The organism is Faecalibacillus intestinalis (genome assembly GCF_015097455.1).
GTDB lineage: Bacteria > Bacillota_I > Bacilli_A > Erysipelotrichales > Coprobacillaceae > Faecalibacillus > Faecalibacillus intestinalis.
The window spans coordinates 653,282-677,066 of sequence record NZ_AP024085.1; the positions used below are offsets into that span (position 1 = coordinate 653,282).

Here is a 23,785-nt window from a genome sequence, read left to right on the forward strand (position 1 = left end):
AATATTTACAAATCATAATTAAAATTTTTAACACCTTCTATACAAAACATGTAAATATGAGAGGATTTAGGGATGGAATTATTAGAAAGAATAAGATTTATTACTAATAGCGACTATATTTCAGATTTAGCATGTAATCGTTATTTAACTTTCTATCAATTTCATGAAATTGAAGAAATTAATATTGATGATTATTCTTTAAAAGAATGGAACGATGCAGCAAAATATGTGAGTAATCAAAATAAAGAATTTAATAATAGTTTAGATGCTAAAAAATATATATGTTCTATATTAATGCATAAGGAGTAGCAATACTCCTTTTTTGTTACAAGAAATGTAAATTGTGACAAGGAAAATGAATAGTATTCATTTTTATTAAAATATATTTTATATTATAGGCGTAGTTAGATATATTCAGCAAAGTAATCGAAAGGTTATGACGCAAAGCTAAAGGGGCTTTAAAATGCTAGCCAGTTGCAATAGGATTTGTAAATGGCTTTTTGTATTTTAAATTAAGGGAAGGTGTAAAAGATGAAAAAAATATTTAAAAAGTTTAAAGGAATATTTTGTTTTACGATATGTTTATGTATTGCAGTCGCAACATTCCAAGTAGGTGTATTTGCCGAGGAATCAGGTGTCATTGTTAATTCAAAGTTATTACAAAATAATGATGGTACTGTTTATGGTAATGGAATACTAAGTGGTTTAGGAGATAATGGAACGCCTGAGTTAAATCAATTATGTTATAACAAAGAGACAGGAGAAAATAGAGGCTATGATAATTCTCAAGCAAATGATATCGTATGTTCTTTTGATACTGTTACATATAGGGTCAATACGACTCTTCAAAATTTAGGTAATGTTAATCATACAATTACTTATGAATTTATTATTCCAAATGATGATGAATTAGTTTTATCAACACAAACTGTAACATCGGATAAAATACCTGAACCAGTCATTGATGGTAATAATAAAATCTATACGATTTCAAAAGAATTAAATGTAAATGAGTATAATGGTGGAGCTATTGGTGTAGGATTTGGTTTACAAATTAAAAATAAACATCAAGATGATACAATTGAACCAACAATTAATGTTTATGTAGATAATGATAAAAATCATATGTCTACTGTTGATAATATGAAGCCAGTTATTGTTACAACTGCCCCAATGTACAATATCGTTTTAAAAAATAAAACTGAAACAATAAAACTTGCTGAATATGATTTTGATAGTGATCATACAGGTTATTATGATAATCCTTTATTAAAAGGAAAAGATAAAGATATTAAAGGATACAAAATTAATTATGGTGTTGCTTTAGAAGTAAGAAAACCAGGTAATGGAATGAGAGGAGTTGAATTACCTGATCCAACAAAACCATTTAAATTTGATGTTGATTTAAGTGAATTTACTGTAAATGGTATAAATGCATCTAGTGATTTTACGCCTTTATTATATAGAGTGTGTGAAAATAAAAGAGATGGCGATGCAGTAACTGATATAGCATATTCAAATAAAAATGCTTCTGGTAATGCTAATGATCGTATTTATTGTAGTAATAGTGGAAATTACGTAGTTACACAAGAGGGTACGACTTTACATTTTGAAGTTACTGGATATGATACTGATTTTAATCATTTCCCAACTGGCTATGAAAATATGCCTACTGGTTATTCAAATGGGGATATTAATTCAATTTTAGAAGGTGTTTTCTCTACACAACAATTTCAAGTAGTATATCCTAATAACAATGAAACAACATCTTTATCATCATACAATCCTGATACAACAGGAAAAACTAATATAAGTGCAACAGCTAAAGTCATCAATATGCATGCATATTCTGAAGTTGATGGTAATGTAACCACAAAAGAAACTAAAATAGATGATAATAAACAAACATCAAATTGGGATAATACAAGTCCAGGTAGTAGAAATCAAAGTATTTTTTACAGTTCTACATCAAATAAAAAAACATGGACTGATGAATATACTCCTGGAAAGAAATTTACTAACGTAGATGGGGATATTGCTGCTGTTGGAGCAACTGATTTAGGATTTACAGTAGGCTATGATCAAACGAATATTATTTCTGAAGATGGTAATATTAATAATTATCCAGTAGCTATAGATCAACTTGTTTTATTTAATAGAAATGCTTTTGATGAAGTAAAGATGAAAAATTTTTCAAGAGAAGATACTGGCTACAAATGTAAAATATCATATGGTATTTCTAATGATGGAGAAGCTTTAACTAATGAATCTATGAGAACTAAAAATTTAAGTGATTTTAAATTTTATGATAGTCTTGAAGATATGAAGGATGATTTGAAGAATAATGGTCGTAAACAAACGTGTTGTGATGTTGTTTATGTGCAATATAGAGGTTGTCCAACAAAAAAAGGTAAACCTGATGTCAATTTACTTACGCAATTTACATCAAATTTAAAGAAAAATCCAAATATAGCAGATCAAGTATACATGGTTACCGCTGTTACTAACACATGGAGTATTAGTGATATGCAAGCATATGAACAAGATGTTCGAGAATATAGAGGAAAAACAAATGGTGAAAAATTAAATTCAGAAGATTGGAAACAATGGATTTGGCATAAAACTGAACAAGGGAAAAAACCAGATGAACTATTTAAAAATATAAATCCTTCAAATGCTACACTTGACTATAGAAATGAATATACTGTTCCAACTTATGAAAATGGAGTTTATTCAGATAAAGTAACTCCAAATAATAATATTACTTTTGCTGATGGTATTTATGTTGTCCCATATACAACAAGTATCACAAAACAAGTAGCTCAAAAGAGTAATGGAGAATCAAGAAAATTTTATAATGTTTCTTCTAATGAAAGATATGTAGATTATAAAATTGATAGTAAAATGAGTTTTTGGGATAATGTAACTATTCCGGAGGGTTCTACAACAACAGTTTATTTAGAAGATACTTTACCAGATGGTCTTACTTATATACCTAATAGTGCATATTGGGGTGGAAACTATAAATCACAATTTCCTAAACAAGGTAAGGTAGAAGGTGGAAAAGCGATTGAACCTACAATAAGTACAAATGAAAATGGAAAAACTGTTTTAAAATGGAAAATTAAAAAAGTTAATTTAGTTAATGGAACTTTACCATCACTTTATTATTCATGTAAAATTGGTAATACAACAGATCTTAATCAAGATGTAAATAATAATGATGTTTTACAAAATACAATTAATATACAGACAGACGAAGATAAAAGACCGTTTACAACTTATAATAATAATGAAGTTACAACATCAATTACAGTTAATAAAAATAATGAATTTTATTTAGGTAAAACAGGTAAGTCAATATTAGAACTAGAAGATAAAGGAGATTTTAATTTATTATTAAGTAATGTAAATTCTAATGCAAGAGATGATGTTTTTGCAGTTGATACAATGCCTCAAGATGGTTATGATGGAACAATTATGAAAGGAATTTATAAATTAACAGGATTAACATTGGATAAAGCAGCTATTGGTGATGAAATAAATGATGTTGAAATTTGGTATACAAATAATGCTGAAAAATACGGAAGAAAAAAAGCAGATGAAATAAAAGCATCTGATGTTACAGAAGAAAATAGTTGGAAAAAGGCTGAAATAGTTGAAGAAAATGGAAAAGTAATAATTAAAGGTAAGGACTTGATTGGTGCATGGCCAACAGTTATTGCTTATAAAGATAAAAAATTAAAAGGAAATTGCTCTTTTAAATTAAAAATGGAATATGCTGCTATTGCTGCAGAAGGAGATCATTTACTTAATTCAATTTCTACATTACATCAAGATACTTTGCTTAGTGATGATGCATCTATAGATGTTGTTAAACGTTCATTAGAAGGAACTGTTTGGATTGATAAAGATAAAGATGGTAAATTGGAAGATGGTGAAAAAAGAGTAGAAAATGTTAAGGTGATTATTCTTAAGAAAAATGGTGATTGCTATGAATCATTTGAAGCTTATGAAGAAGTTGTACAAGATGGAGATATTTATAAAACAATTACACATCCAACAACAATTACAACAGATAAAAACGGACATTACAAATTTGAAGGTTTACCTGAAGGTGAATATACAGTTGTTTTTGAATCATCTGATCAAACAACTTTAGAAAAATATGAAGCAACAATTGCCAATCAAGGTAGTGATAAAGAAAGTTCAAAAGTTACATCTGATAATATAGTTACAAAAAGTGAAACAGATCAAAGAATTGTAACAGGATCAATTCCTAATCTAACAATGCCTTCTAAAGAAGAAATGATTAATAACGGGCAATATGAATATAACTTACCAAATCAAAACTTAGGTTTAATTGAACCAATTATTCATATTAGTGGTGAAAAAATTTGGGATGATAGTAATGATTACGATGGATTACGTCCAAATTCTATTGGAATACAAATTAAAAATGGTGATGCAGTTGTTAAAACAATTACTGTAACAAAAGATAATAATTGGAAATGGTCTGTTGATATGCCAAAATATGATAATCAAGGACAAGTAATTCAATATACAATAGATGAAGTAGATGTTGCTCATTATAATAAAACAATTAATTATGATGAAGATACAAAGAGTTATCAAATAACGAATAAACATAAGGTTGAAAAAATTACGATACCAGTTGAAAAAGTATGGAATGATAATAACAATAATGATGGTAAACGTACAAAACAAGTTATTGTTCATTTATATGCTGATGGTAAAGATACTGGAAAGACACTAACATTAAGTGATACTAATCATTGGAAAGATTCATTTGTTAATTTAGATCAATACAGCAATGGAAATAAAATTAATTATACTGTAAAAGAAGAAAAAGTGAATGGATATGAAATAGGATATACAGGTAGTCAAGATAAAGGCTATATTATTACCAATACACATGATGTTGAAACAGTAGAAGTTAAAGGAACTAAAACATGGAATGATAATCACGATCAGGATGGAAAACGTCCTGAAAATATTACTGTTAGATTATATGCTGATGGTGTAGAAATTGCCTCAAAAGTAGTTGATAAAGATTCTAATTGGACATATGATTTTGGAAAACTTTCAAAATATAAAAAAGGAAAAGAAATCAATTATACAGTAGATGAAGATGAAGTAGCAGGTTATACTACAGAAATTAATAATTATGATATTACAAATACACATAAAATCTTAAAAACAAGTGTAAATGTAACAAAAGAATGGAATGATCAAGATAATCAAGATGGTAAACGTGCTAAACAAGTTATTGTTCATTTATACGCTAATGGTAAAGATACTGGAAAAACATTAACTTTAAGTGATGATAATCAATGGATTAGTTCATTTGATGATTTAAATCAATATAAAGATGGAAAAGAAATTGTTTATACAGTTCAAGAAGATGAAGTTAAAGGATATAAAGTAGGTATTACTGGAAATCAAAAGGATGGTTATATTATTACAAATAGTCATGATGTTGAAACTGTTCATCTTAAAGGAACTAAGACTTGGATTGATAATCATGATCAAGCACATCAAAGACCTGATACTATTAGAGTACGTCTATATGCTGATGGAAAAGAAATTGCATTTCTAGATGTTTCAAAATCACAAGATTGGACATATGACTTTGGAAATCTTTCAAAATATAAAGAAGGAAAAGAAATCAATTATACAACCAGTGAAGATTATGTTAAAGGATATAATACATCTATTGATGGTATGAATATTACTAATACTTATGTACCAGTTATAACAACAGTTAAAAATGATACAACTCAACATAAGTTATCTAAAATATTAACTGGAGATAATACAAATATTGGTTTATATTTAGGAATTTGCGTTTTAGCTATTATTGGATTGTATTTATTAAAGAAACAAAAGGCATAGCCTTAAAGTGAGGATAAAGACCTCACTTTTCTTTTTATTAGGCATTATGTAACATTAAATGAAACCTGTGACAGCCTTTAGCTAATCTCTTTATTTAAGCTCTTAATGAGTGTATATTAATCATGTGATGTGTTAGACATCAACATTTAGATATTTTTATATCTTCTTCCCAAACTATATTAAAGATACTAACTCTTTAATATAGTTTTCCACTATTTAGAAAGGATTTAATGATGAACGAAAAAATAGAACTGTTAAAAAAATAAGAATTTCTGCTGATAAAAATTATATTTCAGATTTACGAAATAATATTGCTTTTACTTATGTGCAAGTAAATAAGATTCTATTTTTTTCAATAGATGATTATTCTTTAGATGAATGGAATAATGCTATCAAGTATATTAATCAAAAGGATCTTTCATTTAACACAAAAAAAGAGGCAAAAAAATATTTATATATATTCATGTTTATTAAAGCAAGATTAAATGATTTATAGAGATTACGAACATTTCGTAATTTTTTTTATTTTTTTAAAGAAAAAAGCAAAAAAAGAGACGATATATATAGTAGGAGGTATATTTTATGGAAGGTATAATTGAAAAAAGTTCATCTAATCATAAACTAGTATTAGATAACTATTGTAAGTTGATTATTTGTCATGAAGAAATATTAAGTAGAATAGTTAAATGTTTTATTGATGAAGCAAATCATTTAACTCTGAATGAAATTGAAAGATTGATCAAAGAAAAGAAATCTTTTCATCATTTAGATAAAGAAAACTTTATTCCCTATAGTGGTAAAACGAATTATGATTTCCTTTGTACGATTGATTTATCACAAAGAATCTATCTAAATGTTGAAATACAAAATGACCCCAATCCAGGTTATTCTCTGATTACACGAGGTCTTACTTATATCTCAAGAATCATGACCACACAATGGAAAAATGAATATTATGACTATGATTATAATCATATAAAGAAAGTCTATTCAATTTGGATATTACCACAATCTGCCAAAAAGAATGATGGTCATATCAATGCATATAAGATAGATGAAATAAATATCAATGGAACAACAATAGAAAGAATAGAAACCTATGACAAAGGTGTACTTATTATGATATACTTAAACAAAGAACATGATACTAATGAAAAGTATATAATTTATGATAACATACTAACACCACTTGTTGCTTTTTTAAATAATGTATTAAGTTATCAAGAAAAAAGAAAAATCATGAAAGAATATGGATTTAATGTAATAGATAAGGAGATAGAAAAGATGTGTAACTTAGGAGAAATGATTGAAAGAGAAGCAAAACAAGCAAAGAATATAGAACATTTACAAAATGTAATGCATGAGCTTCAATGTTCATTAGAAAAGGCAATGGATATTTTAAAATTAACAGATGAAGAAAGAAAAGAAATTAAAAAATATTTTCAAGCTTAACATAAAAGGATAGCAGTTTAGCTATCCTTTTTAAAAGACTACATTTTTTTATTTGTGTTTTTAATAATATAAATAGGTCGTTGTTTAGATTCAAAATAACAAGAGGAACAATATTGGCCTAAAATAGCTACAAAAACAAGTTGGATACCACTTAAAAATAAAACTAAACTTGTTAAGTAGGATAGATGATGAATAAAAATAGAGTATAAAGATATAAAACATGCTATTGATATCAATATTCCGCCAATAACTCCAGCCATTGTAATGGGTGTAGAAGAAAAAGAAAAGATACCTTTAAATGCATAAGAAAATAAACTTTTAAAACTCCATTTTGTCTTACCTGCAGGACGTTCTACATTATGAAATTCTAACCATTTAGTATTAAAACCAACAAAAGAAAACATGCCTTTCATATAACGATTATATTCTTTTAATTCTAAAATCGCATCTACCATTTGTCTTGTCATCATTCTAAAATCACCTGCTCCATCATCCATATCCATTTTCGTAAGATATTGAATCACTTTATAAAAACTATGTGATAAAAAATTTCTTAATTTATTTTCACCAATACGATCAATTCTTTTACCAGCACAACAATCATAGTCTTCATATTTTAATGCTTGATACATAGATTCTAATAAATAAGGTGGATGTTGTAGATCTGCATCCATGATGACTACATAATCACCACTCGCATTTTCTAAACCAGCATACATAGCGGCTTCTTTTCCAAAATTACGTGAAAATGAATAATAGAAACAATGTTTATTTTTATGTGCTAATAGTTTGAGTATATCTTCACTATGATCTTGACTACCATCATTAATAAAAAGAATTTCATAATCAATATTTTGAATTTTCTCTAAAGTATGTACAACTTCTTTATAGAAAAGGGGTAAAACTTCTTCTTCGTTAAAACATGGAACAATGACACTTATTTTATCCATTATAAACACCTTCTTTTTTAAAAATTTTAAACTTACATAAAACATAATTTGATAAAATAGTTACAAAATTTACTAATAACTTAGAAAACATGGGTTGTATATGCATTAAAGTAATAAAAATATATAAACAACCATTTTCAACTATTAAAGTTAAAAATCTTAACAAAACAAAAGAACTCAATTCTTTTTTGATATCATTTTGACTTTCAAATACATATTTTTTATTCGCATAATAAGCAAATATAACAGCAAAAAACCAGGAGATACTATTAGCGACTAACCAATGACAATGGATCATCAATAAAACAAAATAAACAATATAATTAACAAGTGTAGTCATAATACCTACAAAAACATAACTAATAATCTCTTTAGTATTTTCTTTCATCTTTTATTTTCCTTTCAATTAAATAATGTATAAAAACAACCATAAATCCAAAATAAGATAAAATAAAACCTAATCTATAACCATAAGGAGTAAACTTAATTTGAATTTGATGTTTTCCTTTTTTGATTTTACATCCTAAAAAAGCTTCGTTAACAACTTCACTTTTAACTTCTTGATGATCAACTAAAATTTGATATCCACGATCATAAGGAATACGTGTAATAAAATAACCATCATTACTTACATTTATTGTTCCATTTAAAATATCTTTTCCTTTATTTATAGATAGAGGATCAACTTTTATATTTTTAAGAGCATTTTTATTTAAAGAATAAGTTTGAATATTCTTTAAGTCATAGTGTCCTTTAGATAATGAAATAGATAATTGTTGAGCTGTTAATAAATAAGTAAAATGTGTATTTTGATTATAATAAGGTGAAGTACTTTTTGATAATTTATTTTTTATACCATTAATAGTAATAGAAACACTTTGTAAAGGTAGATGATTAATAACATCTCCTTCAATTACAATGATTTCATTATTTGTTTTTCTATTTAGTTGATAATTAATATGTGTTTTTTTATTATTTTTAATTTGATATTCTTTTTTTAAACCCATATCTTCTTTAATAAATTGACTTTGATAATCATTATTTCCATCTTTTACAATTGCTTGATGATATAGTGTATCTAAAGTATAAGGGTATTCCAGTTTTTGAAATTGGTTTTGACTATAAAGCTGATTTGTCGCATAAGCGATAGGTTTAACATCTTGACTTTGATAAAGCTTTAAATCATTTATTTCATCAACTTTTTGATATCCTTCAATTTTCTTTTTAGAAACAATAGAATCAACAGACATCAGTTTTAAATAAAAGAGATGATTTTGATCTATTTGGGCAACACGATTATTAATTGAAATAGGCAATTTCAATGTATCATATAAATATGAATTATATAATTTATGGTTTGTTGATGTATAACCAGAAATACGTGTTATTTGATTTTGATATGTTTGATTCATATTTTGTTTGCTTTGGTTTAAATTAACTAAAGTGTTGATTTTATTTCTTTGAATGAGTGTTTCTGCTTCTTTATTTGAATAGTTTTGATATTGTTTTGTTGATATAAAACTTGTTGTTGGATTATTAAAATAAACAACAAGTAAAGGAATCAATAAATAGATAAAAACTATTTGTTGATGGTGCTTATAAAAATAAAGAATGATTAAGCTGACGATTAAATCAATACATACAAGATAAGGTTGAGTGATAAAAAATAATGGTAAAATAATTAAAATAAGCATAGAATAATTGATTCTAAAAGTGAAATCTTCTAAAACTAAACCTGCTTGTAAAATAATGAGAGGTATAAATACAATGAGTATTTTACTTCTAGCATATAAAAAACCATTCATTATAAAACAAATTAAAGGACAAAACATAGAAATTATAATAATTAATGATAGTAAACGTGTTTTCTTTTTATATAGACCACATACAATTAAAATCCAAATAAGATATGTAAATCCACAACCATAGTTGTTATAAAGTAAACCTTTTAAAGAAAAGGTAGGCATTAATAAATCTAATAGATGTGTTGAACTTACACTTTTACTACCATCAACAATAACATATAAAGTAGGAATTGTATAAATAGCAGTTAGTAATACAATACCTACATAAGCTATTAATAAATGAAATAAAGGTTTCTTATATTCTTTATGATTGGCACATTGCATAACGAAATAAATAAAACAAACAATAAAACAAGCAATACAATAAAAATAACTATGTAAAACAATACAACTTCCCCAAATAATAATGCCTGTAAAATGATGATTAATAAAATAATGATCAATACTTCTTAACATCAAAAATAAAAAAGGCATATAATTCACAAACATGACTTGTTTGTGAAATTGAAAAAAGATAGAAGATAATAAAACAAATAAACTTAATAAAAAACATAAATCATTTCTTTTTAAATGTCTTTTTAGGAAAAAATAACAAGTTAAATTTGTTAGAATTAAAAGAAATACTTGATAACCAATAAAAAGATCAATCATCTTAACATTGATAAATAGTGCTCCTAATAAAACATCAAATCTTAAAGAACCATAATAAGAAAAATAATAAATATTAACTCCTGACATTAAATGAGAAAGATAAGTAGGAAAAATAGTTCCTTCTTCTCTTATCGCATGTCTTAATGCATCAGCAATTGTAATATGTTGATTAAACCAATCAACTTTATTTCCAAATAATAAGTTTTGACTTGTGATAATAAATAAAAATAACAAGGGAATCATTATTAAAAGGAATATATATAAATAATCTTTTCTTTTCATCTTTTTTTACCTCAAAAAGAATTGTATCAATGAATTCTTAATAATCGCCTTAATTAATTCTAAAGAAATCCTAAACAACTTTATAAATTGTGGTTATTCTTTTTAGAAAGTCTTAAGAATTCTTATGAATTGTTATTAAGAAAGAAGTGATAAGGTATAAGAGGTGATAGAAATGAAGAGAATATTAATTTGTATATTAGTTGTTTTAGGATGTTTTTTTATAGATCATGAATCTTGTAGACATCAAAATGAAATAGATCAAATCGATTTAAATGATTGTCAAAAGTTAATGATTGTTGCTCATCCTGATGATGAAACGATATGGGGTGGTAATCATTTATTAAAAGGACACTATTTAGTTGTTTGTTTAACGAATGGAAATAATCCAACGAGAAGAAAAGAATTTATGAAAATAATGAAAAAAACACATAATCAAGGTTTAATCTTTGATTATCCTGATAAGACAAATGGTAAAAGAGATTCATGGGTGCATGTAAAAGGAAGTATAGAAAAGGATGTTGCTTATTTGAGTCATAAAAAGAAGTGGAAATGTGTTGTAAGTCATAATCCTTTAGGAGAGTATGGACATATACATCACCGTTTAACTTCACAGATAGTCAGTATAAAGTGTTCTCAACAAAATTTATATTATTTTGGTAAGTATTATAAAAAAAATCATGTACCTGAAAATTTAAAGAAAATAAATCAATATGATGCTAAAATGAAATTAATCAATAATTATACATCACAAAAGAAAGTAATGAGACATTTAAATCATATGATGAAATATGAAAATTGGGTAAAGGCTAAGGATTGGAGAAGTTTATGAATGAAAAGATAATGGTAGTAGATGATCATGATGATATTAGAGAAGTGATACACGTTTTACTTACAAACGAAGGATATCAAATTATAGAAGCTAAAAATGGAAAAGAGGCTTTAGAATTATTAGATGATTCTATTGATTTAATTATTTTAGATGTGATGATGCCAGAGATGAATGGATATCAGGTTTGTTTATTAATGAGAGAAAAGACAAATGCTCCTATTTTATTTTTAACAGCTAAAGGGCAAGAAAGTGATAAGACATTAGGGTTTTCTAGTGGAGGAGATGATTATTTAACTAAGCCTTTTTCTTATAATGAATTAAATGTAAGGGTAAAAGCTTTACTTAGAAGATATCATGTATATCAAGGTAAAAAAGAGGAAGCAAAAGCAATTATTAGATTAAATGATTTAGAAATTGATCAAGAACATAAAGAAGTCTATTTAAATAAAAATAAGTTATCTTTAACAGATATAGAGTATGAGATATTAGATTATTTAGTTTTAAATCGTAAACAAGTTATTTCAGCAAGTCAGTTGTTTGAAACTATTTGGCATGAAAACTATTATTATGGGGCTAATAATACAATTATGGTACATATACGTAATTTAAGAAAGAAGATTGAAGAAGATCCTCAAAATCCTCGAATTATAAAAACTGTCTGGGGAAAGGGGTATTATATTGATTAAAAAGAACTTGAATTTATCAATGAAAATTGTTTTACTACTTCTTTCTTCAGCTATGCTTGCTGTTTTGTGTTATGCAGCTTTTCGAGAAAATGTGACAGAATTTTATGATTATATTGATTCTATAGAAAAACCCTTTAATGAGGATAAATTTTTTAAAAGATTTGAACAAGAAGCACAAGAAATCAATCTTTATTCTAAAAATAAAGAAGATAAAAAAGCATTAAAAAAATTATTAAAAAAACATGATATTTATACCAATGTTTATATTTATGATGATGCAGAAGATAATTTTCTAGGAGGAGATTTTGGTAAAGTATTGGATGAACCTGTAGGAATTACACCGTTATATAGTTTACAAAATGATTTTGAACAGTATTCTTTTAATAGATTGATAAGTGGATCAGTGAAATTTAAAGATGGCGAGGGAATTGTTTATGTTAGTTCTATGCATTTATTAAAGTATGTAAAATACTATTTTTATGTTGCTTTGTTTGTTAGTTTACTTATTTTCTTTTTACCAACTTTTATTTTTATTAAAAGAAAAGTTAAATATATTAATATTTTAAAACAAGAAGTATTAAATATGTCACAAGGGGATTTGAGTCATGCTATGACGATTATGAGCCATGATGAATTAGCTATTTTAGCTCAAGAGATGGATACTTTAAGAATAACATTAGCTTCTAATTATCAAAATGAAGCAAGGATAAAAGAATCGCATCAAGAAATGATTACTTGTTTATCACATGATTTGCGAACACCTTTAACCGCTTTAAGAGGCTATTTAGATATTTTATGTTTACATTGTTATAAAGATGAAAAACAAATGGATCATTATTTAAATAGTTGTATTGAAAAGACTGAACAAATTAAAGATTTATCTAATAAGACATTTGAATATTCTTTGGTTTATAATGATGATTTAATTCCAAGTTTAGAAACAATAAGTAGTGAATCATTTATTCAATATATTGAAGAACATTTAGAGTATTTAGAATTAGAAGGGTTTAAGATTGAAAAAGAGATAACAATTTCATCAGTACAATTACAATTAGATTTATCAATGATGAAAAGAATGATGGATAATATATGTTCTAATATCCAAAAATATGCAAGAAAAGAGCAACCCATTTATTTACAAATAAGTATTGAAAAAGGAAATTTAAAAATAGTTTTTGAAAATGAAAAGAAAGAAATAAATCATGAAGTTGAAAGTAATAAGATTGGATTAAAAAGTGTTAAAAAGATTATAGAAATACATCAAGGACAATGCTTCATTCAAGATTTAATGGATTCATTTATTTTAATTATTACATTTCCATGTCATTTATAAAAAAAGATTTCAAATATTATGCATATAATATAAGAAATCTTTTTTCTTTATTCTTCTATTTCTGGTTTAATCATTTTCATTTGTTTCATGATTTTACGAATATGATATAAGCTTTCAGCAATGTTTAAACCATGATCACCAATTCTTTCAAAATCAGTTAAAATCTTAGTATAAATAATACTATTTTCAGTCGAACATTTCTTTTCTTTTAAACGAATTAATTGATTAACAGTGAATTGATGTTGAGTTTTATCAATATTATCTTCCATGATATCTACTTTATCGACAATATTTTTAAATTCATCATAATCTAAAATAATTAATTCATCTAAAATATTATTACATAAACTTTCCATAATACTTATTTCTTTTAAAGCATCTTGAGAAAAATGCGTTTCATCTTCAGCTAATTTTTGTGCTCTTGAAGCAATATTAATAGCATGATCACCGATTCTTTCTAAATCAGAAGATAGTTTTAAAAATAATACAATTGTTTGAGAACCTTCTGTAGGAAACTCATTTGAAATAACTTCTGTAGTAAAATCAATAATTTGTTGATTTAAATAATTAATATATTCTTCATCCTTTAATAAACGTTCATATTTTTCTTGATCAAAATGATCTAATAACTCAAATGCACGTTTAACATTATGATTAGCTACATTTAACATATGTTGAGTTTCATTAAATAATTGAGTATTTGCAATAGCACTTGTTCCAATATGATAATCATTATTAAAAATACTAAAATCTAAATATTTAAGTGACATATGTTGATGATCTTCTGGATCATCAGGTAAAATCATCTTAGCAAGATCAACTAATTTTGTTCCAATTGGAAGTAATAATAATGTTGTAGCAACATTAAATATTGTATGTACATTAGCTATTTGAGCAGCAACATTATTTGGTGTTATACTTTCAACCAAATGAGCAAAAGGAAATAACATACTAATACTTACAAATATAACAGTTCCAATAATATTAAAAGTTAAATGAATAATAGTTGTTCTTTTAGCATTTTTACTTGTCCCAATAGAAGCTAAAACAGAAGTAATACAAGTTCCAATATTTTGACCAAATAAAACATAAATAGATGATGATAAAGTCATAACGCCACTTTTAGCTAAAGCTTGTAAAATACCTACAGAAGCAGAAGAACTTTGAATAAGTGCAGTAAATAACGCTCCTACTAAAATACCAATAAATGGATTTTGAAATTTAGAAATTAATCCTACAAACTCTGGCATAGTACGAAGCGGAACCATAGCGTTAGACATAGTTTCCATTCCTATAAATAAAATACCTAAACCACCAATAACACTTCCAAAAGCATCTAATTTTTTACTTTTAAAGAAGACAATCATTGCTACACCAATAAAAGCAATTAAAGGTGCAATTGCTGTAATATCAATTGCAATCAATTGACCAGTAATGGTTGTTCCAATATTAGCACCCATAATTACCCACACAGCACTTGTTAAAGACATTAACCCAGAATTAACAAAACCTACAACCATTACTGTAGTTGCTGATGAAGATTGAATAATAGCAGTTACTAAAGCACCTACTAAAACGCCTAAAATACGATTCGATGTTAATTTTTCTAGAATCGTTTTCATTTTATTTCCAGCAGCTAGCTCTAATCCATTAGACATCATATTCATTCCATAAAGGAAAAGCGCTAAACCACCTAACATAGAAAAAATATTTGTTAGTTTCATATATAATCCCTCACAATCCGTTAGTAGATTAACACTTTCTTAAGGTAATGTATATAAACTTAACATATTCTTAACAAAAAAAGCTCCTAAGAGCTTTTACCAAATTCCTAATATATGTTGCATAAATAAACTCATACAGGTAATACTGATCCAACAAATAAATCCTAATAATATAGGTTTTCCACCTTTTTTAATTAATTGAATAACATTTGTATTCAGTCCTATAGCTACCATTGCTAGAACAATAAAAAATTTACTTAATTCTTTAAATGGTGTAAAGAAATTAGCAGATACACCCATATGAATGGATATTGTTGTAATAAGTGAAGCTAAAACAAAATAAATAATAAAGAAAGGAAAAACTTTCTTTAAATTAACCTTTTGACCATCTTTATTCTTTCTTAACTTAAAAAAAGATAAAACTAAAGTAATAGGAATAATAGCCAGTGTTCTTGTAAGTTTTACAGTAACAGCTTTATCTAAAGTAGCACTTTGTAGATGGTACATTGAATCCCATGTAGAAGCTGCAGCAGTAACTGAAGATGTATCATTAATGGCTGTTCCAGCAAAAATACCAAATGCTTCACCACTCTTTGTAGAAAAACCAAGAACTGTTCCAAAAGTAGGAAACAATAATGCAGCAATCATATTAAATAAAAAGATAACAGAAATACTTTGAGCTACTTCTTCATCGCTCGCTTCAATCACGGGTGCTGTTGCTGCAATGGCTGAACCACCACAAATCGAAGATCCTACACCAATAAGTGTGGATATCTTACTTGGTATCTTCATTGCTTTATGTAATACATAAGAAACAATAAGTGATGTAGAAATCGTTGCTAGAATGATAGGTAATGATTGTTTACCTGTTTGTAATACAACAGATAGGTTCATTCCAAATCCTAACAAGATAACCGCATACTGTAAGATTTTTTTGGATGTAAAAGTGATGCCTGATTGTAATTCTTTTTTATCTTTAATAAATAAAGTAATGATCATTCCAAGAATAATTCCAAAGACAGGACCACCTACAATAGGAAACTTCTTTCCTAAAAACCAACAAGGAATCGCAATAATCAAACATAATAACATTCCTTTATAATTCTTTTTAAAATTCATAAACTCTCTCCCTTTTAAACAAAAGTAGTTTATCATACTTTTATTTAAATTAGAATTAAGAATTGTTAAGAATAATTTTTTCTCATTCCTTTGTCATTCAAAGTAGATTCATGTATCATTATTAAATGAGGGATGAATATGAATAGTGAAATAGTAATTTTAATGCCAGTTTATAATCCTAGGGAGGAAATTATAAACTATATCAAAGAATTGAAAAAAGAAAGATATTCTATTGTTGTTGTAAATGATGGTTCTGATGAAAAATATCATTCTATTTTTGAAAGTCTTGTTGATGATTGTACAATTATTAACTATCCTGTTTCTAAAGGAAAAGGAAATGCTATTAAAAAGGGTTTAAATTTTATTAAGGAAAATAATCAAGATAGAAAAGGTATTCTTATTTTAGAAGAAGATTATCCAATAGATAAAATGACTCAATTAAATGAATTATTTAAACAAGAAAAAATCTTTTTTATTCATACAAAAGGTAAAAGAATATTTTCAAAGATATTTTCTATGATTTATCATCAAGAATTTAAAAATGTTGATAGTAGAATTATTGGTTTTTCTATGAAATATTTAGATCAAATGTTGAAAGTAGATGAAAATTGTTATGAAGTACAAGTATTGATTGATTGTGTTCAAAAAGAAATAACAGTTAAGGAAATAGTTGTTGATCAAAATAAAGAATGTTTTCATCTAAAAAATAATAATCGTAACATCCTTTACGTTATCTTCTTACATCTATTCCGTTTTATTTCATCTTCAGTAATTAGTTCTGTCATAGATGTATTACTTGCTTGGCTTTTATTAGATGTATTAAAAATATGGATGACAAGTGATTTTTGGCGTATTGCTATTGCTAGTCTTGTAGCCCGTGTTATTTCAACTGTTGAAAATTACATTTACAATAAAAAGATTGTTTTTAAAGAAAGAACTGAAACTAAACAAACGGCAATTAGATTTTTGATTTTAACAGTAGTCATTACAATTTTGTCTACACTTTTTGTTTATGTTTTTTCTACATTAGGTATTATGTCTGAAAAGCTTGCTAAACCTGTAGGTGATTTATTATTATTTTTATTAAGTTATAATGTACAAATGAAGTGGGTTTTTTCTAAAGAATAAAGAAGAATATATGGATGTTCTTCTTTTTTTTTGAATAAAAAGCACTGATAAAATCAAGATAAAATGAAAAAATAAATAAATTTGAACTTCAAAGTATTTACATTTTGCTTTCTTCGTGTATAATACAAATCGTATTCAAGGAGGAAAGTAAAATGGATTTTGAAAAAGTAAAAGAGATCATTGTTGATTCATTAAGTTGTGATGAAAGTCAAGTTACAATGGAAGCAAATTTAAAAGATGATTTAGAAGCTGATTCTTTAGATGCTGTTGAATTAATTATGCAAATTGAAGAAGAATTTGAAGTAGAAATTCCAGATGAAGTTGCTTCTAACATGAAAACTGTTAAAGATATCGTAGATTATATTGAAGCAAACAAATAGTAAAGAGGTGTCGCTGAGGCGACTATATATTTTATAATAAGCTTTGAATTTCAAAGCTTATTATTTTACTATATACTTTGAACTTCAAATAAAGGAGAATGCTATGAAATTAGATTTTATTAAACAAATTATGAGTGAGTTTGATCAATCAAATGTCACTAAAATGAAAGTAGAAATAGATGATTTAAAAATAGAATTAGAAAAAGAAAGTGAAAAAGTTGAATATGTAAAACCATTAGAAAAAGAAAATAAAATGGTTGCAGAAGTAAACACTAAAGAGCCTACAGGTACGCCTGTAAAATCACCAATTGTAGGTGTTTTCTATGGTGCAAGTTCACCTGAAAGTGATCCGTATGTTACTGTTGGAAAGACAGTTAAAAAAGGAGATATTGTTTGTATTATTGAAGCAATGAAGGTGATGAATGAAATTAAGGCACCATGTGATGGAACGGTTACATCAATTCTTGTAGAAAATGAAGCGCTTGTAGAATATGATCAAGCTTTAATGGTTATTGAAGAAAATGTTTAAAAAGATATTGATTGCTAATCGCGGTGAAATAGCCGTTAGAATTATTCGTTGTTGTAAAGAAATGGGAATTGAAGCCGTTGCTGTTTATTCTTCAGCAGATGCCACTTCTTTACATGTTCAATTAGCAGATGAAGCTTACTGTATTGGACCTGCTAAAAGTAGTGATAGTTATTTAAATATGGAAAATATTTTATCAGTAGCTACTTTATCAGGGTGTGATGCAATTCATCCTGGATTTGGTTATTTATCTGAAAATTCGACGTTTGCCAGACTTGTTGAAAAATGTGGTATGACTTTTATTGGTCCAAGTGGCGATGTGATTGATCAAATGGGGAATAAAAGCGTTGCTCGACAAATGATGATCGAAGCAGGAGTTCCAGTTGTTCCTGGAAGTGATGGCAGTATTGAATCTGTCAGTCAAGGAAAAGAAATTGCTAGAAAGATTGGTTATCCAGTTTTAATTAAAGCTTCTGCCGGTGGTGGTGGAAGAGGTATGAGAAAATGTTTTAAGGAAGAAGATTTTGAAAATGCTTATTTAACAGCTAAAGCAGAGGCAAAGGCTTGTTTTGGTGATGATGATATGTATATGGAAAAATTGATTTTAAATCCTAAACATATTGAATTTCAAATTTTAGCTGATCATTTTGGTAATGTTATTCATTTAGGAGAAAGAGATTGTTCAATTCAAAGAAGAAACCAAAAGATGATGGAAGAATCTCCAAGTAAAGCTTTAAGTCAAGAGCTTCGAGAAAAGATGGGAAATGATGCTATCAAAGCAGCTAAAAAAGTAGGATATGTTAATGCAGGAACGATTGAATTTGTTTTAGCACCGGATGGAAAATATTATTTTATTGAGATGAATACGCGTATTCAAGTTGAGCATCCAGTAACAGAGATGGTAACGGGGGTTGATTTGGTTCGTGAACAAATTAGAATAGCTGCACATTTAAAATTGAATTATAAACAAAGTGATATTGAATTAAAGGGACATGCCCTTGAATGTCGAATCAATGCTGAAAATCCTCAAGAAGGTTTTAGACCTTCACCAGGGATTGTTAGTAGTTTACATATTCCAGGAGGTTTTGGGGTACGTATTGATACAACTTTATATCAAGGTTATCAAGTGTCTTCTCATTATGATTCAATGATTGCTAAGGTAATCGTTCATGGAAGAAATCGTATTGAAGCAATTCGTAAAATGCGTAGGGTCTTAAGTGAATTAGTGATTGATGGTATTGATACGAATCAAGAATTACAGTATTTGATTTTACATGAAAGTGATTATGTCAAAGGAAATTTTGATACAAGTTTTATTGAAAAACATTTAGATGAGTTGGTGAATGAAAGATGATGGAACAGTTATTTAAGGAAAGAAAAGAAAAACTTCATTTATTTAAGTCATTAAGAAAAAAAAGAGAAAATGAAAGAAAAGAAGTTCCTGAAGGACTTTATACAAAATGTCCAAAGTGTAAAGAATTGATTCTTACAAGTAAACTTAAAAAAAATATGTCAGTTTGTCCTCATTGTGGAAATCATTTAAAGATCACTGCTTATGAAAGATTAGAAATGATTTATGATCAAGGAAAATATAAAGAACTCTATAAAAGTACACAAAGAGTAAATCCTTTAGAATTTCCCGGATACGATGAAAAATTAGAATTTCTACAACAAAAAACAGGTTTAAATGAAGCTGTTGTTGTAGCAAGTGGAAAAATAAATGGGACAAAGGTGATTACTTGTGTGATGGATTCACGTTTTTTAATGGGTAGTATGTCTTCTATTGTAGGTGATAAAATCACGAAAGCTATTGAACATGCAACCAAAAGAAAGTATCCACTCATTATTTTTACAGCTTCAGGAGGCGCTAGAATGCAAGAAGGAATTTATTCCTTAATGCAAATGACAAAAACCTCCGCCGCTCTTGCTAGACATCATCAAGCAGGTTTACTTTATATTTCCTATATTACCCATCCAACAACAGGAGGAGTAACAGCTTCATTTGCAAGCTTAGGAGATATTATTATTGGTGAACCTCAAGCATTGATTGGATTTGCAGGAAGACGTGTCATTGAAAGTACGCTTAAACAAAAATTACCGGAAAACTTTCAAACAACGGAATTTATGGAAGAACAAGGATTTGTTGATTTAATTGTGAAACGTCAAGAAATGCGTTCAACACTTATTAGAATTTTAAAAATGCATGGTAAGGGGGCATAAAGATGTCTTTAAGTCAAGTAGAAAAAGAAATTGAAAAGTTACAAAAAGAACTTCTTGATTGCAATCAAGAAAGAAAAAAAGAAATCGAAAGTCAAATCAAAAAACAAGAAGAATATTATCAACATCTTTCACCTTATGATCATGTTTATCTTGCTAGAAAAAGTACACGACCAAATATTAAAGATTATATCAATCATCTCTTTGATGATTTTATTGAATTACATGGAGATCGTTTAGCAAAAGATGATGGTTCAATTGTTGGAGGCATTGGGTTATTTAATCAACAACCTGTAACAATTATCGGTCATTTAAAAGGAAAAACTTTAGAAGATAATTTAAAATGTAATTTTGGAATGTCTTCACCAGAAGGCTATCGAAAGGCAATGCGCTTAATGAAACAGGCAGAAAAATTTAAACGTCCTATTATTGCTTTTGTCGATACTCCAGGAGCTTATCCAGGAATGGAAGCAGAAATGCATGGAATTGGAGAAGCAATTGCTCGAAATCTTTTAGAAATGTCTCTTTTAAAAGTTCCTATTATTACTATTGTTATTGGTGAGGGAGGTTCTGGAGGAGCTTTGGCTTTAAGTGTGAGTGATCGCTTAGTCATGTTAGAAAATAGTGTTTATTCGATTTTATCTCCTGAAGGATTTGCTTCTATTTTATGGAAAGATCAAGAAGGAAAGCGCGTTGCAGAGGCTGCAAGCTTAATGAAATTAACAGCTAAGGATCTTTATGAGCGTCATATTATTGATCATATCATAGATGAAGATTTAAAAGGGGCTACTGTTGAAAGTTATAAAGTTTATCGACAAATAAAAGAATATTTAAATACAAATCTTAAAGAATTACAAAAGTTATCAACATCTCAATTGATTAATAAACGTTATGAAAAATATAGAAAGATAGGACAAGTATTTTAAAGGAGAAAAAGATGAATGGAATTGAAATTGTTTCTACAGGTTATGCCAAAATTGAAAAGACTTTAGATAATCAACAACTTGAACAAATGGTAGAAACATCTAATGAGTGGATTGTTTCACGAACGGGTATTTTAAAAAGACATCTTTCAGATAAATCAAGTGCCTTTCTAGCTATTGAAGCTGCTAAAAAAGCAACTCAAAATCAAGATTTAAGTCAACTTGCTTTAATTATTGTAGCTACGATGACACCAGAAAATAATACGCCAAGTAATGCCTGTCTTGTACAAAAAGCTTTAGGTTTAAATCATCAATCAATGATGTGTTTTGATATTAATGTTGCTTGTAGTGGTTATGTTTATGCTTTAAAAGTTGCTCAAAGCTTGTTAGAAGAAAATCAATATGGACTTGTTATTGGAAGTGAACAATTAAGCTCTATTGTAGATTATCAAGATCGTAATACGTGTATTTTATTTGGAGATGGTGCAGCCGCTACGCTGATTAAAAAAAGTCAAAAGCTTTTTTTTAGTTATTTAGATAGTGATGGAAATGAAGAAGTACTATTTTCTAAAAGAAATGATTATTTAAAAATGAAAGGTCAAGATGTTTTTAAATTTGCTATTAAAGCAATTCCTTTAAGTATTGATCATGTCTTAAACCAAGCAAAGATGACATTAAATGATATTGATTATGTAATTTGTCATCAAGCAAATGAAAGAATTATTAAACATGTTTATAAAAAATATCAATGTTCAAGTGAAAAGTTTTATATGAACTTACAAGAATATGGAAACACCTCAGCAGCGAGTATTCCGTTAGCTTTAGCGAAGATGAATGAACAAGGGTTACTTCAAAAAGGAATGAAAATCATTCTCGTTGGCTTTGGTGGAGGACTTACTTGGGGTGCAATTTTAATGGAATGGTAAGGAGAACAAAATGAAATTAAATGAGTTATTAAATATTAAATATCCTATTATTCAAGGAGGAATGGCCAATATTGCTACCGGTGCCTTTGCTGCGAGTGTTTCTAATGCAGGAGGTTTGGGTTTGATTGGAGCTGGAGGAATGAATGCTAAAATGTTAAAAGCAGAAATTCAAGCATGTAAAAAATTAACAAATCAACCTTTTGGTGTCAATATTATGTTACTCAATCCAGATGCCAAAGAAATGGCACAAATCGTTATTGATGAACATGTCCCAGTTGTGACAACTGGTGCTGGAAATCCAGGTGTATATATAAAAATGTGGAAAGAAGCAGGAATTAAAATTTTACCTGTTGTTCCTAGTGTGGCTCTTGCTAAAAGATTAGAACGTGCAGGCGTGGATGGTTTAATTGTTGAGGGTTGTGAAGCAGGGGGACATATTGGTGAGGCAACGACTATGGCGCTTGTTCCTCAAGTTGTAAGTAATGTTTCTATTCCTGTTATTGCTGCAGGAGGAATTGCCAGTGGCAAGCAAATGTTAGCGGCTTATGCTTTAGGTGCTTGTGGTGTACAAATTGGAACAGTTTTACTCGCAAGTAAAGAATGTCCAATTCATGAAAATTATAAACAAGCGATTTTAAAAGCGAAAGATACTTCGACAACTGTTACAGGAAGAATTAATGGAACACCAGTAAGAATCTTAAAAAATAAAATGGCAAAAGCTTATATTCAAAAAGAAAAAGCTGGAGCAGATATGATGGAACTTGAAAAATATACTTTAGGTTCATTAAAAAAAGCTGTTTTTGAGGGAAATGTTGATGAAGGTTCTTTGATGGCAGGACAAGTTGCAGGAATGATTCATGAAATTAAACCCGTTAAACAAATTTTAGAAGAAATGATGAGTGAGTTACAAGAAACTTATTCAAATTTGGAGATTTAAA

General features: G+C 27.6%; 19 protein-coding genes and 1 riboswitch. Of the genes, 14 read left to right on the forward strand and 5 right to left on the reverse strand.

Annotated elements, in window-relative coordinates; genetic code table 11:
- Positions 1 to 72: 72 nt before the first annotated feature.
- The 3 genes from Fi14EGH31_RS03410 (at position 73) to Fi14EGH31_RS03420 (ending at position 7,368) form a co-directional block, all read left to right on the forward strand.
- On the forward strand, positions 73 to 309 hold the full coding sequence (locus tag Fi14EGH31_RS03410) for a hypothetical protein (protein WP_107030005.1): 237 nt from the start codon (positions 73 to 75) through the stop codon (positions 307 to 309).
- A gap of 97 nt (positions 310 to 406) precedes the next feature.
- Positions 407 to 482: riboswitch (cyclic di-GMP riboswitch) on the forward strand.
- 49 nt (positions 483 to 531) lie between these two features.
- Complete coding sequence (locus tag Fi14EGH31_RS03415) at positions 532 to 5,916, forward strand: Cna B-type domain-containing protein (protein WP_200765136.1); 5,385 nt, start codon at positions 532 to 534, stop codon at positions 5,914 to 5,916.
- Positions 5,917 to 6,498: 582 nt separating this feature from the next.
- The gene (locus tag Fi14EGH31_RS03420) at positions 6,499 to 7,368 is read left to right on the forward strand and encodes a hypothetical protein (protein ID WP_139938861.1); all 870 of its coding nucleotides are present in this window, start codon (positions 6,499 to 6,501) and stop codon (positions 7,366 to 7,368) included.
- A 38-nt stretch (positions 7,369 to 7,406) separates the two neighbouring features.
- Here the strand turns inward: Fi14EGH31_RS03420 and Fi14EGH31_RS03425 are convergent, their stop codons facing one another.
- From Fi14EGH31_RS03425 to Fi14EGH31_RS03435, 3 genes are read right to left on the reverse strand one after another with little or no spacing between them, the layout of a single operon-like run.
- Positions 7,407 to 8,318 carry a glycosyltransferase family 2 protein gene (locus Fi14EGH31_RS03425; protein WP_117481180.1) on the reverse strand — a complete coding sequence of 304 codons (912 nt, stop codon included), beginning with the start codon at positions 8,316 to 8,318 and terminating at the stop codon, positions 7,407 to 7,409.
- Complete coding sequence (locus tag Fi14EGH31_RS03430; RefSeq protein WP_200765137.1) at positions 8,311 to 8,706, reverse strand: GtrA family protein; 396 nt, start codon at positions 8,704 to 8,706, stop codon at positions 8,311 to 8,313. The genes Fi14EGH31_RS03425 and Fi14EGH31_RS03430 overlap by 8 nt, the downstream gene beginning before the upstream one ends.
- Positions 8,690 to 11,056 (reverse strand): YfhO family protein, encoded by a 2,367-nt coding sequence (locus tag Fi14EGH31_RS03435; RefSeq protein WP_200765138.1) that lies wholly within the window; start codon positions 11,054 to 11,056, stop codon positions 8,690 to 8,692. The genes Fi14EGH31_RS03430 and Fi14EGH31_RS03435 overlap by 17 nt, the downstream gene beginning before the upstream one ends.
- 172 nt (positions 11,057 to 11,228) lie before the next feature.
- Here Fi14EGH31_RS03435 and Fi14EGH31_RS03440 point away from each other — a divergent pair, with 172 nt between their 5' ends.
- Genes Fi14EGH31_RS03440 through Fi14EGH31_RS03450 form a run of 3 tightly spaced genes read left to right on the forward strand, consistent with a single transcriptional unit; the run spans position 11,229 to position 13,904 of the window.
- Positions 11,229 to 11,885: a PIG-L family deacetylase gene (locus Fi14EGH31_RS03440; RefSeq protein ID WP_118347747.1), complete on the forward strand. Its 657-nt coding sequence runs from the start codon at positions 11,229 to 11,231 to the stop codon at positions 11,883 to 11,885.
- Positions 11,882 to 12,571 (forward strand): response regulator transcription factor, encoded by a 690-nt coding sequence (locus tag Fi14EGH31_RS03445; protein ID WP_117481185.1) that lies wholly within the window; start codon positions 11,882 to 11,884, stop codon positions 12,569 to 12,571. The genes Fi14EGH31_RS03440 and Fi14EGH31_RS03445 overlap by 4 nt, the downstream gene beginning before the upstream one ends.
- Positions 12,564 to 13,904, forward strand: coding sequence for a HAMP domain-containing sensor histidine kinase (locus tag Fi14EGH31_RS03450; RefSeq protein ID WP_118473732.1), 1,341 nt, complete (start codon positions 12,564 to 12,566; stop codon positions 13,902 to 13,904). The genes Fi14EGH31_RS03445 and Fi14EGH31_RS03450 overlap by 8 nt, the downstream gene beginning before the upstream one ends.
- Positions 13,905 to 13,951: 47 nt before the next feature.
- Here Fi14EGH31_RS03450 and Fi14EGH31_RS03455 read toward each other — a convergent pair whose 3' ends face one another.
- The gene (locus tag Fi14EGH31_RS03455) at positions 13,952 to 15,628 is read right to left on the reverse strand and encodes a Na/Pi cotransporter family protein (RefSeq protein ID WP_117788688.1); all 1,677 of its coding nucleotides are present in this window, start codon (positions 15,626 to 15,628) and stop codon (positions 13,952 to 13,954) included.
- Between the two features lie 96 nt (positions 15,629 to 15,724).
- Complete coding sequence (locus Fi14EGH31_RS03460) at positions 15,725 to 16,747, reverse strand: YeiH family protein (protein ID WP_117481191.1); 1,023 nt, start codon at positions 16,745 to 16,747, stop codon at positions 15,725 to 15,727.
- 138 nt (positions 16,748 to 16,885) lie between these two features.
- Between Fi14EGH31_RS03460 and Fi14EGH31_RS03465 the strand changes: the two genes are divergently transcribed.
- From Fi14EGH31_RS03465 to Fi14EGH31_RS03500, 8 genes are all read left to right on the forward strand, one after another.
- On the forward strand, positions 16,886 to 17,875 hold the full coding sequence (locus Fi14EGH31_RS03465) for a GtrA family protein (RefSeq protein ID WP_158577617.1): 990 nt from the start codon (positions 16,886 to 16,888) through the stop codon (positions 17,873 to 17,875).
- Between the two features lie 152 nt (positions 17,876 to 18,027).
- On the forward strand, positions 18,028 to 18,255 hold the full coding sequence (gene acpP / locus Fi14EGH31_RS03470; protein ID WP_022000698.1) for an acyl carrier protein: 228 nt from the start codon (positions 18,028 to 18,030) through the stop codon (positions 18,253 to 18,255).
- Positions 18,256 to 18,358: 103 nt separating this feature from the next.
- Positions 18,359 to 18,784 carry an acetyl-CoA carboxylase biotin carboxyl carrier protein gene (locus Fi14EGH31_RS03475; RefSeq protein ID WP_022000697.1) on the forward strand — a complete coding sequence of 142 codons (426 nt, stop codon included), beginning with the start codon at positions 18,359 to 18,361 and terminating at the stop codon, positions 18,782 to 18,784.
- The gene (locus tag Fi14EGH31_RS03480) at positions 18,777 to 20,135 is read left to right on the forward strand and encodes an acetyl-CoA carboxylase biotin carboxylase subunit (protein WP_195933165.1); all 1,359 of its coding nucleotides are present in this window, start codon (positions 18,777 to 18,779) and stop codon (positions 20,133 to 20,135) included. The genes Fi14EGH31_RS03475 and Fi14EGH31_RS03480 overlap by 8 nt, the downstream gene beginning before the upstream one ends.
- The gene (accD, locus tag Fi14EGH31_RS03485; protein ID WP_117347876.1) at positions 20,135 to 21,001 is read left to right on the forward strand and encodes an acetyl-CoA carboxylase, carboxyltransferase subunit beta; all 867 of its coding nucleotides are present in this window, start codon (positions 20,135 to 20,137) and stop codon (positions 20,999 to 21,001) included. Before Fi14EGH31_RS03480 ends, accD begins: the two co-directional genes overlap by 1 nt.
- 2 nt (positions 21,002 to 21,003) lie before the next feature.
- Positions 21,004 to 21,924 (forward strand): acetyl-CoA carboxylase carboxyltransferase subunit alpha, encoded by a 921-nt coding sequence (locus Fi14EGH31_RS03490; RefSeq protein ID WP_200765139.1) that lies wholly within the window; start codon positions 21,004 to 21,006, stop codon positions 21,922 to 21,924.
- 11 nt (positions 21,925 to 21,935) lie between these two features.
- On the forward strand, positions 21,936 to 22,847 hold the full coding sequence (locus Fi14EGH31_RS03495; RefSeq protein ID WP_107030019.1) for a beta-ketoacyl-ACP synthase III: 912 nt from the start codon (positions 21,936 to 21,938) through the stop codon (positions 22,845 to 22,847).
- A gap of 10 nt (positions 22,848 to 22,857) precedes the next feature.
- Positions 22,858 to 23,784, forward strand: a complete 927-nt coding sequence (locus Fi14EGH31_RS03500; protein ID WP_107030020.1) for a DUF561 domain-containing protein — start codon at positions 22,858 to 22,860, stop codon at positions 23,782 to 23,784.
- The last annotated feature ends 1 nt before the right edge of the window (position 23,785 follow it).